Genomic DNA, 13,604 nt, shown 5'->3' with positions numbered 1-13,604 from the left:
TTAAGCTTTTTCAATCAAAAATAAAATTTTCCCATAATCTGCTAAATCACCGTCTGCTAATAATACATCAGATATAATTCCATTAACTGGTGATTTTACTTCAGCTTTTAATCCTACTGATTCTATATACGCTAATACTTCTCCTTCTTTTATACTTTGACCTTTTTTTACTATTGGTTCCCCTGTTTTATTTAATAAAATTATATTTCCTACATTTTGTGATTTTATCTCTATTAATTCTTTTTTAGACATTTCTTCTTTTTTTGGTGCTTTAGTCGATTTCAATACTTGTTTTACTACATTATCTTTTTTTATAAAAACTCTTTCTTTTCCAAATGTAACATCTATTTCTATAAGATCTGTTTCATTTAAAATATTTATTATATTTTTTATTTCTTTGAATTCCAAAATATTCCCTCCTATTATTTATTATCAACTTTCAACGGTATTTTATCACAATTTTTTTTTAAGTGCAATAACAATAAAATAACAATTGTTATTTTATATAATTTTTATTCTATCAGCTCCTATTATGTTTTTTAACTCTGTTATAAAATATTTTGTTGGAATAATTCTATAATTTTTAGATAGCTCTATTACTTGTCTTTTATTTTTTATTGCTAAATATACTCTATGATTTCCTTTATATTTTTTTAATAGCTGTTTTAACCTAGTCATCTTTGATTTTTCTTTTTCATCCACTAATATATATACTTTAAAACTATCAATCTCATCTATATCACCTAATGGTATCATCTCTCGTATAAAGATTTTTTTTTCTTCATTACCAGAAAAATTATCATAATTAATAGTGCCAGAAACATATACTGCTTCATTTTCGACTAAATAATGCATATATTTTTTAAACTCTTTTGGAAAAATAGTTACTCCTATACTTAGATCATATCCTTCAAGTATAAATGTAGCCATACTTTCTCTACTTTTTTTAGTTACTAATTTTTTTAAATTTTTTATTATACCAAAAGTTTTTACAAAGTTTATATTTTCATTATGTATCTCTCGTATGCTATTTAATTCATATACATCTAATATATCTTTATACTCATCAAGTGGATGTCCCGAAATATATATTCCTATATACTCTTTTTCCGCCCTTAATAAACTAGATTTTTCAAATTCTGTTACATTTTGAAATTTAAAACTATCTAACTTTTTGCTACTATCTCCAAAAAGTCCCATTTGTTGTACTTCATCAAGTGCCACAATTTTATTAGCATTTTCAAGTACTTCTGATATTCCTAAATATTTTTGTTTTCTATTTCCTGGTAAACTATCAAGAGCTCCTGCAAGTATAAGAGCTTCTAATATTTTTTTATTCATTCCATATTTTTTAGTCCTATTTACAAAATCTTCATAACTTCTGTACTCTCCATTTTCATATCTTTCTTTTATTATGTTTTCTACTATTGTTAATCCTATATTCTTTATTGCCGCTAGTCCAAATATTATTTTACCATTTTTTATTACAAATTTTGTTGATGGATTATTTATATCTGGTGCACTTAATCTTATTTTATGTTTTTTTGCATCTTCTACATAAAGTCCCAATTTATCTATATTATGTATTTCAGAAGTCATTAAAGCTGCAAAATACTGAATAGGATAATTTGATTTTAAATATGCTGTCCAATAAGCAATAAGTGCATATGCTGCAGAATGTGATTTATTAAATCCATATCCTGCAAATTTATCAACAAGACTAAATATATATCTAGCTTTATCTTCTGTATATCCTTTTTCCATTGCTCTTTTTACAAATTTTTCTCTATTTTCTTCCATTATTTCTATTTTCTTTTTTCCCATGGCTCTACGAAGAAGATCTGCTTCCCCCATAGTATAATTAGCCATAATACTAGCTATTTTCATTACTTGCTCTTGATACAATATCACTCCATAAGTTTCTTCAAGTATATCTTTTAATGTATCATCTGGATATTTTATCTTTATTTCCCCATTTTTTGCTTTTATAAAATCATCTACCATCCCACTACCCAAAGGCCCTGGTCTATATAAGGCTAAAAGTGCTATAATATCTTCAAATCTATTTGGTTTTAGTCTTTTTATTAATTTTGTTATTCCACTTGATTCTAATTGAAATATCCCTAATGTATCTCCTCTTTGAAGTAATTTATATACTTTTTCATTATCTAATTCTATCTTATTAATATCTAATTTTTCTCCTGTATCTTCTGCTATATAATCAAGTGTTCTTTGGATGATAGTAAGGTTTCGAAGTCCTAAAAAGTCCATTTTTAAAAGCCCTAAATCTTCTAATTCTTTCATTTGATATTGAGTAGAATAAATAGAACTTTTAGTATCATAATATATAGGTACTTCTTCTATAAGATCATTTTTAGTTATTACTATTCCAGCTGCATGTATAGATGAATGTCTTACTTTTCCTTCTATTCTTATGGAAATATCAATTAATTTTTTTATCTCACTATCACTATCATATATTTTTTTTAATTCTTTTATTTTAGATAAAGCTGTTATTAAATTTATATTAAATGGTATTAGCTTTGCTATTTTATCTACTTTACTTAGTGGAATATCCATTACTCTCCCAACATCTCTTACTGCTGCTCTAGCTTTCATTGTCCCAAAAGTAATAATTTGTGCTACTTTATTCATTCCATATTTATTTGTTACATATTCTATTACTTCATGACGTCTTTCTTGACAAATATCTATATCTATATCTGGCATTGATATACGTTCTGGATTTAAAAATCTTTCAAATATTAGATTATATTTTATAGGATCAAGTTCTGTTATCCCAAGTGCATATGCTACTATACTTCCAGCAGCTGAACCTCTTCCAGGCCCTATTGGTATATTTTTACTTTTAGCATAATGTATAAAGTCCCATACAACTATAAAATACTCTTCGTATCCCATTTTATTGATTATTTCTAATTCATATTCTACTCTTTTTTCTATTTCTTTATTAAAATTTTCACTATATCTATTTATTATTCCTTTTTCAACTAAAAATTCTAAATATTTTTGAGCATTCCCAAATTTTTCTGGTATATCAAATTGTGGAAATTTAAATTCACCAAATTTTATTTCTACATTACATTTTTTAGATATTTTTATTGTATTTTCTATTGCTCCATCATATTTACCTAATTCTTCAAATATTTCTTCTTTAGATTTCATATAGAGTTCATCTGTTTCTATTTTCATTCTATCTTTATCATCTAATTTTTTACCTGTTTGTATACAAAAAACTATATCTTGTAATTCACTGTCACCATGGTATACATAGTGAACATCATTAGTTCCAACAACTTCTATTTCGCACTCTTTTGCTATTTTATATAATTTATCATTTAATATTTTTTGTTCTACTATTCCATTTGCTTGAATTTCTATATAAAAATTTTCTCCAAAAATATCTTTATACTCCAGAGCTATCTCTTTTGCTTTATTATTATCATTTTCAATTAATGCTTGAGAAATTTCCCCTTGCATACATGCTGAAAGAGCTATTATTCCTTCACTATATTCTTTTAAAATATTTTTATCTATACGTGGTCTATAATAAAACCCTTTTTCATATGCAATAGAAGATAACTTCATTAAATTTTTATATCCTTTTTCATTTTTTGCCAGTAATATTATATGAAAGTTTTTACCTTTTTTTTCTTCCATATTATATTCTGCTAAATATGCCTCTATTCCAATAATAGGTTTTATACCTTTCGCTAATGCTTTTTTATAAAATTCTATTGCTCCAAACATATTTCCATGGTCAGTAATAGCTAGAGCTTTCATTCCAAGTTCTTTTGCTCTATCTATATATTCATCTATTTTTCCTACTCCATCTAATAAACTATATTCCGTATGTAGATGTAAGTGTACAAATTCACTCATCTATCTTCCTCCAAGTTATTATTTTATATTTATTTAATTATATATCGAATTTACTTTACTATCAAGGCTTTTATATGTTAAAATATATTTAAACTAATTAATATTTAAGTCGAAAATTACATTATAATAACAAATCTATATTTTATTAAGGAGTTATTAAAAATGAAAAAATATATTTTAATATTAATATTAACTTTATCTTTTATCTCTTGTACTGCAATTACTTCTAATGCTACAACACATCCAATTATTAGAGAACGTAGAGAAATACTAAACACAGAAATAAGAGTACAAATAACTGTAGCCGATAATATAAGTACTCCTAGACTTGATAATTATAATTTACGACATGGTACCAATTATTTAAAAGTACCTCTTGGTATTCATAATCTTTATTGGTCTAAAAAAGGAAAACCTTATATAAAAGAGATAAAAATCACAGAAGATAACAGAAAATTTATTATTTTTTAAAGCTCAATTTGAGCTTTATTTTTTTAAAAAACTCAAAATAATTTTAGAAAAACTTAAGTTAATTCTTGATTAATAATATTATTTATTTTAGTATAACTATGTTTTATAATTTAAATTTATATAAAATAGAAAGGTTTAATATGAAAGTAGCAATATTAGGCAGTGGAAGTAGTGGAAATAGCATATTTATAGAAAGTAATAATCACAAAATTCTTATAGATGCTGGTTTTAGCGGAAAAAAACTAAAAGATAAATTAAATAATATAAATGTTGATATCTCTAAAGTAAATGCTCTTCTTATTACTCATGAACATTCTGACCATATTTTAGGAGCTGGTATTATATCTAGAAAGTATAATATTCCTATCTATATAACAAGAGAAAGTTATGAGTCTTCAAAAGATAAATTAGGAAAAATAGAAAATTCTCTTTTAAATTTTATATCTGATAAAAATTTTAATCTTTTTAATACTTTTAATATATATCCATTTGATGTAATGCATGACGCAACTAGAACACTTGGATATAGGATAGAAGTAGAAAATAAAAAGATTGGGATAATTACTGATATTGGTTATGTTGATAATTATTCTAAAAATTTTTTAAAGAATTTAAATTTATTAATAATTGAAGCAAATTACGACTATGATATGCTTATGCAAAATGATTATCCTTGGCAGTTAAAATCAAGAGTAAAATCAAATAACGGACATCTCTCAAATGATGACGCTGCAAAATTAATTTGTGATATTTATCATAAAAATATAGAAAAAGTATATTTTGTACATATGAGTAAAGATAGTAACACTTATGATTTAGCATATACTACTATCTCCTCAAAATTTAATGAAAATAATATTAACGTTGATTTTAAAATAATTAATTATGGAGAAAATAGCGAAATATATTATGTAAAAGGTGAAAACAATGGATAAAAATTTATTATGGGAAGAATTAGCATTTGAAATAAGTTCTACAAAAATAGCAAACCTAGGTAATAGAAATGAAAAAGTATTACTTGGTGCTGGAAATAAACAAGCTAAAGTTATGTTTATTGGAAATGATTTAAATCTTTTTGAAGATGAAACTGGAAATACTCTTCCTGGTACAAGTGGTAGTTTCTTTTTTCAAGTATGTGATTTAGTCGATATAACTTTAGATGATATGTATATAACTAATATAATTAAATGTAATGCAAAATTCGAAGAATTAACAAAACAAGAAATTAATTTTTATAAAGATATTTTACATATGCAAATAGCTATTATAAATCCAAAAATAATTGTTACTCTAGGTAAAACTGCAACTGAAGTTTTATTAGAGCAAGAAGTTGATATAAGAAAAATACATGGAGATGTTTATGAATGGAATGGAGGAATACTCCTTATTCCTTTATTTGATCCCTCATACTTACTACGTGAAACAGATAAACAGATGAATAGCCCTAGATGGCTTAATTGGCAAGATATGAAAATGATAAAAGAAAAAATGGAGCTTTTATGAAAAATAAAAATGAAATAAGAAAATCTATTAAAAATAAACGTGAAAAATTAGATAAAAATTATATTGAACTCTATTCTAAAGAACTTACACAAATTTTTATAAACAGTAGTTTATATAAAAATGCTAAAACTATTATGTCATATATTCCTATAAAAAATGAAGTAAATACAATATATATAAATCAAGAAATTATAAAAGATAATAAAACTTTACTTTTACCTGCTATAATAAATGATAAAGTTTATCCTAAACTCTATAACGATAATTTCATAAAAGGAAAATATGATATAAAAGAACCTAGTGGAGATATTTTTATAGACGAAATTGATTTAATAATAGTTCCTGGCATAGCTTTTGATAAATATAAAAATAGAATAGGTTTTGGAAAAGGTTATTACGACAAATTTTTACAAAAATATTTATCTAGTATAAAAGTGTCGCTAATATATCCTTTTCAATTAGTAGAAAAAATAAATAATGAAAAACATGATATAAAAATAGATTTTATTTTTGATAATAATCATATTATTTAAAATTATATTATTTCTTGAAAAATTAAAAATGCTATGATAAAATTATTTGTAAATACATGTAAAAATTTAGGATCAACCTAGTCTCATAAAATATTTCTAAAATTATTTTAATGAGGCATTTTTACAACAAATTATTAGGAGGTATTTTTTGTGGCTGGACATAGTAAATGGGCAAATATACAACATAGAAAAGGTAGACAAGATAAAGCAAGAGCTAAGCTTTTTACAAAATTAGCAAAAGAGCTTACAATTGCTGCTAGAGACGGTGGTGGTGACCCTAATTTCAATCCGAGATTAAGACTTGCTTTAGATAAAGCAAAAGCAGGAAATATGCCAAAAGATAACATCGAAAGAGCTATTAAAAAAGGTACTGGTGAAATCGAAGGTGTAGAATATTTTGAAATAAGATATGAAGGGTATGGCCCTAGTGGTGTTGCTTTTATAGTAGATGTTGTTACTGATAATAAAAATAGAACTGCCTCAACAGTTAGATCTAATTTTTCTAAAAATAATGGAAATTTAGGTGAAAGTGGAAGTGTTTCTTGGATGTTTCATAGAAAAGGAGTATTAACTTTTTCTAATGTTGATGAAGAAAAAATAATGGAATTAGCTTTAGAATCTGGTGCAGAAGATATTATAGAAAATGGAGATAACTTTTTAGTATATACAGCTCCAGAAGATTTTGAGAATATAAAAAAAGCTTTAGAAGATAATGAATTAGTAGCTGAATCTGCAGAAATTACTTTTGTTCCTGAAAATGAAATTGACATAACAGATGAAGAAACAGCAAAACAAGTCTTAAAACTTTATGAAGCTTTAGAAGATAATGAAGATGTTCAAGAAGTTTATGCTAACTTTAACATTCCTGATGAATTAATGGAAAAATTAATGAATTAATTTTTTATTTTAGGCGTTCAAATTTTAGAACGTCTTTTTTTATAGAAGGAGGCTTTATGCAATATATTTGGCACTTTAATGCATTACTTGTAATATTTTTTTGGAGCTCTACATTTTTTCCAAATAAAATACTTTTAGCAAATGGTTTTACTTCTTCACAAATACTTATAATTAGATCATTTATAGCTTTTATATCTCTATTTTTATTCTATCCAAAAAGAATAAAAATAGATAAATCACAATTTAAATTAGTATTTTTAGCAGGATTATTTGGTATTTCATCATATTTTTTCTTTGAAATAAGTTCATTAAAATATACTTCACCTGGTAATTCTACTCTTATTCTTAGTACTATACCTATTTTAAATGCTATAATTGTACATATAATTAATAAAAAAAAATTTGAAAAAAATTTATTAATAGGATCTATTTTTTCTTTAATAGGATTATTTTTTGTAATATTTAATGGTAGAATATTACAATTAAATCCTTTAGGAGATTTTTTAGCTTTTCTAGCGGCTTTTAGTTGGTCTATTTATACTATAATTTTAGAAAAATTTAATAAAAATATAACTCCTATTATTATTACTCGATACGTATTTTTATCTGGTATTCTTACATCACTTCCTTTAATGTTTTTAATAGGAGATTTTTCTTTAAATTTTAATATAAATATTAGTACAATAAGTAGTTTATTATTTTTAGGATTAATTACCTCAGCAATATGCTTTTTATTATGGAATAGAGTAGTTAATCATCTAGGTATACTTACATCTAGCTTATATATTTATTTACTACCTATTTTTGCTATGATACTAAGTAAAATAATATATGGATATCCTATTACTCTACTTATGATTATAGGAACAATTTTTACATTAGGTGGTGTTTTTATTGCTTCTAGAAAAAGAAATAAAATATTTAAGTCTATACAACAAAATTGAAAATATAGATTTTTTAGATGAAAAAAAAATAAAAATATTAAAATCTCTTAATTTAAAATATATTATAGATATAATATATTTTTTCCCTAGAACTTATGAAGATAAAAGTAATTTAAAAAAAATAATAGATATAAAAGCTGATGAAACTGTTGTTCTTACTGGAGTTGTTTTAAAAACTAATTTGGTAAAAACCCGTACAAAAAAAATAATTTTTCAAGCAACACTTTCTGATGGAACTGGTACTATACGATTGTCTTGGTTTCAAATGCCTTATCTAAAAAAAACAATTTTTGCTGGTGACCGATTATCAATTATTGGAAAAGTAAAAAAAACATACGGCTATGAAATAATTAATCCAGAATATAAAAAAATTGACGACGAGGATAAAATAGAAGCAAAAGTTTTACCTGTTTATAGCAGTATTAACAAAGTTACTCAACGTACTCTAAGAGCTATAATCAAAAAAGTAATAAATAAATATATAGACAATATTTTTGAAAATATACCTAGTTCTATATTAAAAAAATATGACATATTAGATAGAAAAGAAGCTATTTTAAAAATACATTTTCCAAAAAAAAATAATGATATAACATTGGCTAAAAAAAGATTTGCATTAGAAGAACTCCTTACATTAGAATTAAGTATAATTTCTAAAAGATTTGAAGTGGAATTACAAAATAAAGAAAAATATAAACTTGATGATAACAAACATCTTGTTAAAAAATTTTTAGATTCACTTTCTTTTGAATTGACAAATGCTCAAAAAAAAGTAATTACTGAAATTTATAAGGATTTAATTAATGGTAAAATAGTAAACCGGCTTATTCAAGGAGATGTTGGTAGTGGGAAAACAATAGTTGCTACAATTATGATGCTTTATATGGTAGAAAATGGATATCAAACAGCAATTATGGCTCCTACAGAAATTTTAGCTGTCCAACATTATCTATCTATGGTTGATTCACTTTATGAATTTGGAATAAAAGTAGATTTATTAACAAGTTCTATAAAAGGAAAACGAAAAGAAAAACTTTTAAATGAAATAAAACATGGTTTAACAAATATTATAATAGGTACACATTCTCTCATTGAAGATAATGTTGAATTTAATAAATTAGGGCTTGTGGTTATAGATGAACAACATAGATTTGGAGTATTACAACGGCGTAACTTAAGAAATAAAGGAGTTCTCGCTAATCTTATTGTCATGAGTGCTACTCCAATCCCTCGTTCTCTAGCTCTTAGTATTTATGGCGATCTCGATATATCTATTATAAATGAACTTCCTCCAGGTCGTATTCCTATAAAAACAAAATGGATACAAAACGAAAACGAATTAAATAAAATGTATAATTTTATTAGAAAACAACTTGGCCAAGCTAGACAAGCATATTTTGTAGCTCCACTTATTGATGAAAGTGAAAGTTTAAATGTAAAATCTGCTACTGAATTGTATGAAGAGTTGAAAAATAAATATTTTTCTGATTATAAAGTGGCTCTCTTACATGGTAAAATGAAAAATAGTGAAAAAGATAAAATTATGCATGATTTTAAAAAGAAAAAATATGATATAATTGTATCTACTACAGTTATTGAGGTAGGTATTAATGTACCAAATGCTACAATAATGGTAATTAGTGATGCTCATAGATTTGGGCTTAGTGCACTTCATCAATTACGTGGAAGAGTTGGAAGAGGAAAATTTAAATCATATTGTTTTCTTGTTTCAAGTACCAAAAATGAACTTTCTATAAAACGTCTTGAAATAATGGAACAAACTACTGATGGATTTGTAATCGCTGAAGAAGATTTAAAACTTAGAAAAATTGGAGAAATTTTTGGGACAAAGCAAAGTGGTTCTAGTGATATGCAATTTATTGATTTTGTAAAAGATATCAAATTAATAAAATTTGTAAAAGATTTAGCTACAAAATATTTATTTGAAAATAATGGAAAAATTGACAATATTTATATGCAACATGATATTAATAAGCGTTATAATGTCGAAGAGATAAAGGGGTAGAGTATATATGATAGATAAATATTTAAAATATCTTGTAGATAATAATGGTTCTGATCTTCATTTAAGAGTAGGAAATACACCTATTATTAGAAAAAATGGTGATTTAATTAATTTAGATAATTGTGAAAGGTTAAAAAAAACAGATTTAGAAGAAATCGTTAATGATATTTTAGATGAAAAAGCAAAAGAGAAATTTTTATCTTCATTAAACTATGATATATCTTATTCTGTTCCAGGAACAGGTAGATTTAGATTAAATATTTCTCTTTCTAGAAGTTCTTATATGATAGTAGCTAGACTTATTCCTTTTGATATTCCAGATATTGAGACTCTACATCTACCAGTTATATTAAAAGAAATCGCAAAAGAAAAAGATGGAATAATCTTAGTTACTGGTGCTACTGGAAGTGGAAAGTCTACGACGGTAGCTGCTATTTTGGAACATATAAACAGCAATTATAGAAAAAACATTATAACTTTTGAAGATCCTATTGAATTTTTATTTAAAGATAAAAAATCAATTATAAGTCAAAAAGAAGTTCCCAATGATATACCTGATTTTAATCTTGCGTTAAAATATGTGCTTCGTCAAGATCCTGATATAATTTATATTGGAGAACTACGTGACCAAGAAACTATTGAAACAGCATTAAAAGCAGCTGAAACAGGTCATCTTGTAATATCTACACTGCATACTGTAAATGCTACAAAAACTATCTCAAGAATACTTGATTTTTTTCCAGTAGATAAGCATAAACAAATAAGATATCAATTGAGTGATAATCTAAAAGCTGTAATTTCTCAAAAGCTTTTAAAAACAGTAGACAATAATAAGCGTGCCATAAACGAAATACTTCGAACAACATCTACAATTCAAGAATTAATAAAAATAGATGAAGGAACTCAAAAAATTCCTGATATTATAAAAGCTAATAAAGATATGTTTGGAATGCAATCATTTGATCAAAATATTGTTGAGTTATATAAACAAAATATTATTTCATATGAAGTAGCACATGCAAATGCTACAATAAAAACAGATATAGAAATGTTAAAATCTGGTATTACAAATGATTTATCAGATTTTTATTAAATATTTAATATTTAGAAAGGTGGTTTAAATGAGATTTAGCAAACTATATTTAAAAACATTAAAAGAAAGCCCAAAGGAAGCTGAAGTTATAAGTCATCAATTACTACTTAGAGCTGGAATGATTAAAAAACTTGCAAGTGGAATTTACTCTTATTTACCTCTTGGTAAAATAACATTGAATAAAATAGAAAAAATCATTAGAGAAGAATTAGATAATGCAGGATGTCAAGAAATTTTAATGCCCGTCTTACAACCAGCAGAATTGTGGAAAGAATCTGGTAGATGGTTAAAAATGGGTGAAGAAATGATGAGAATGCAAGACAGACACAATAGAGATTTTGTTCTTGGACCTACTCATGAAGAAGTTATTACCGATATCATTAGAAATGATATAAAATCATACAAAGATTTGCCTATAAACCTTTATCAAATCCAAACAAAATTTAGAGATGAAAGAAGACCTCGATTTGGACTTATGAGAGGTAGAGAATTCTTAATGAAAGACGCTTATAGCTTTCATACTTCTGAAGAAGATTTAGATAGAGAATATCACAATATGTACAAAGCCTATGAAAGAATTTTTACTAGATGTGGCCTTAATTTTAGACCTGTTGAAGCTGATAGTGGAGCTATTGGTGGGAGTCATACTCACGAATTTCATGTACTCGCTGAATCTGGTGAAGATGATATCTTATATTGCAATAAATGTGATTATGCTGCAAATTCCGAAAAAGCTGTATCAAATATTGAATTAACTCAAAATGATGAAGCTGAAAAAGAGTTAACATTAATTGATACTAAAAATACTTCTTCGATAGAAGATGTAGCTAAATTTTTAAATGTTGATATTACTAAAACTGTAAAAGCAATGATGTTTAAATCAATTTTAGAGACAGAAACTAAATATTATATGGCTCTAATTAGAGGAGATTATGAAGTAAATGAAATCAAATTAAAAAATGCAGTAAATTCTCCTGTAGAACTAGAATTAATAACTGATGAAGAGTTTGAAAAATTAAGCATAACTAAAGGATATTGCGGAGCACTAAAAAATATATCAGAAGATATCTATGTAGTAGCTGATGAAACTATAAAACCAATGAAAAATATGGTAATAGGTGCTAATATAAAAGATAAACATTATATAAATGCAAATATTAACAGAGATTTAAAAATTAATAAATTTTATGACATAAGAATGGTCAAATCAGGAGAACCTTGTCCTCATTGTGACGGAACTCTTGAAATAGCTAGAGGAATAGAAGTAGGACAGGTATTTAAGCTTGGTACTGGCTATGCTGAAGCTTTAGGTGCTAAATACTTAGATAAAAACGGTAAACTTCAAGTAATGACAATGGGGTGTTATGGTATTGGTGTTTCTCGTACTATGGCTTCTGCAATTGAACAAAATTATGATGAATACGGTATTATATGGCCTGTTTCTATTGCGCCATTTATTGTAAATATAATTCCAGCAAATATGAAAAATCAAACTCAAGTTGATCTAGCTGAAAAATTATATAAAAATTTTTCTGAAACAAATATTGATACAATAATTGATGATAGAAATGAAAGACTAGGATTTAAAATGAAAGATAGTGACCTTATTGGACTTCCTATAAAAATTGTAGTAGGAAAAAAATCTGATGAAGATATTGTGGAAATAAAATTAAGAAAAACTGGAGAAACAATAGAAATTTCTGCAAATGAAGTTATTAATAAAGTAAGAGAGTTAATTAAAACTTTATAAAATAAAAGCTGTTAATAAGTGAATTTTATTAGTTCACTTAACTAACAGCTTTTTTATTGCATTTTCTTATATAACTCAATAAATAATAAGTTTCTTCAAAAAATCTATCTGATACTATATCTAGATTTTTTTCAATAAGAACGACTTTTTTTCTAATAAGCTTTATTTTACTTTTTACATCTTCATTATCTATTTTTTCTATAAGTTCATCTAAATGTTCTTTTAATAATTTTATTAGAGTATAATCACTATTATTTATTTTAATTGCTTCTAATAAATCAGTAATATTTTCCATTTCATATTGGTAGGCAGTTGGAATTTCACACATTTTTTACACCTCCATTAATAGTATATCATTTTTTCTTTTTTTTTTAAATATTTTTTTCATAATGAAAATTGCAAGTTTAATTGCACACATCTACCCCTATGCTAATTTAACTAATTTTTCTTCATAAACTTCATTTGGACTTTTAAATCCAAACAT

Annotated in this window: 12 protein-coding genes; 9 read left to right on the top strand and 3 right to left on the bottom strand. The window is 25.1% G+C overall.

What is annotated here, in order from left to right:
• Both EV215_RS09175 and EV215_RS09170 read right to left on the bottom strand, forming a co-directional pair.
• Complete coding sequence (locus EV215_RS09175) at positions 1–408, bottom strand: acetyl-CoA carboxylase biotin carboxyl carrier protein (protein ID WP_134113717.1); 408 nt, start codon at positions 406–408, stop codon at positions 1–3.
• 93 nt (positions 409–501) lie between these two features.
• Positions 502–3,903: a DNA polymerase III subunit alpha gene (locus tag EV215_RS09170; protein ID WP_134113716.1), complete on the bottom strand. Its 3,402-nt coding sequence runs from the start codon at positions 3,901–3,903 to the stop codon at positions 502–504.
• 162 nt (positions 3,904–4,065) lie between these two features.
• Between EV215_RS09170 and EV215_RS09165 the strand changes: the two genes are divergently transcribed.
• From EV215_RS09165 to EV215_RS09125, 9 genes are all read left to right on the top strand, one after another.
• Positions 4,066–4,374, top strand: a complete 309-nt coding sequence (locus EV215_RS09165; protein ID WP_134113715.1) for a hypothetical protein — start codon at positions 4,066–4,068, stop codon at positions 4,372–4,374.
• Between the two features lie 140 nt (positions 4,375–4,514).
• The gene (locus tag EV215_RS09160) at positions 4,515–5,309 is read left to right on the top strand and encodes an MBL fold metallo-hydrolase (protein WP_134113714.1); all 795 of its coding nucleotides are present in this window, start codon (positions 4,515–4,517) and stop codon (positions 5,307–5,309) included.
• Positions 5,302–5,877 (top strand): uracil-DNA glycosylase, encoded by a 576-nt coding sequence (locus EV215_RS09155; protein WP_134113713.1) that lies wholly within the window; start codon positions 5,302–5,304, stop codon positions 5,875–5,877. The genes EV215_RS09160 and EV215_RS09155 overlap by 8 nt, the downstream gene beginning before the upstream one ends.
• Positions 5,874–6,410: a 5-formyltetrahydrofolate cyclo-ligase gene (locus EV215_RS09150; protein ID WP_166667396.1), complete on the top strand. Its 537-nt coding sequence runs from the start codon at positions 5,874–5,876 to the stop codon at positions 6,408–6,410. Before EV215_RS09155 ends, EV215_RS09150 begins: the two co-directional genes overlap by 4 nt.
• A 150-nt stretch (positions 6,411–6,560) precedes the next feature.
• The gene (locus EV215_RS09145) at positions 6,561–7,307 is read left to right on the top strand and encodes a YebC/PmpR family DNA-binding transcriptional regulator (RefSeq protein ID WP_134113711.1); all 747 of its coding nucleotides are present in this window, start codon (positions 6,561–6,563) and stop codon (positions 7,305–7,307) included.
• 56 nt (positions 7,308–7,363) lie between these two features.
• Positions 7,364–8,251 (top strand): DMT family transporter, encoded by an 888-nt coding sequence (locus EV215_RS09140; RefSeq protein ID WP_134113710.1) that lies wholly within the window; start codon positions 7,364–7,366, stop codon positions 8,249–8,251.
• Positions 8,202–10,277 carry an ATP-dependent DNA helicase RecG gene (gene recG, locus EV215_RS09135; RefSeq protein WP_243832417.1) on the top strand — a complete coding sequence of 692 codons (2,076 nt, stop codon included), beginning with the start codon at positions 8,202–8,204 and terminating at the stop codon, positions 10,275–10,277. The genes EV215_RS09140 and recG overlap by 50 nt, the downstream gene beginning before the upstream one ends.
• A gap of 7 nt (positions 10,278–10,284) precedes the next feature.
• Positions 10,285–11,370: a type IV pilus twitching motility protein PilT gene (locus tag EV215_RS09130; protein WP_134113709.1), complete on the top strand. Its 1,086-nt coding sequence runs from the start codon at positions 10,285–10,287 to the stop codon at positions 11,368–11,370.
• A gap of 28 nt (positions 11,371–11,398) precedes the next feature.
• On the top strand, positions 11,399–13,120 hold the full coding sequence (locus EV215_RS09125) for a proline--tRNA ligase (protein ID WP_134113708.1): 1,722 nt from the start codon (positions 11,399–11,401) through the stop codon (positions 13,118–13,120).
• A 37-nt stretch (positions 13,121–13,157) separates the two neighbouring features.
• Here EV215_RS09125 and EV215_RS09120 read toward each other — a convergent pair whose 3' ends face one another.
• Complete coding sequence (locus EV215_RS09120; RefSeq protein ID WP_134113707.1) at positions 13,158–13,448, bottom strand: hypothetical protein; 291 nt, start codon at positions 13,446–13,448, stop codon at positions 13,158–13,160.
• Positions 13,449–13,604: the final 156 nt, after the last annotated feature.

Source organism: Hypnocyclicus thermotrophus, from assembly GCF_004365575.1.
Classification (GTDB): Bacteria; Fusobacteriota; Fusobacteriia; order Fusobacteriales; family Fusobacteriaceae; genus Hypnocyclicus; species Hypnocyclicus thermotrophus.
Note: the sequence above shows the minus strand (reverse complement) of the source record. Positions and strands in the feature narration are given on the sequence as shown.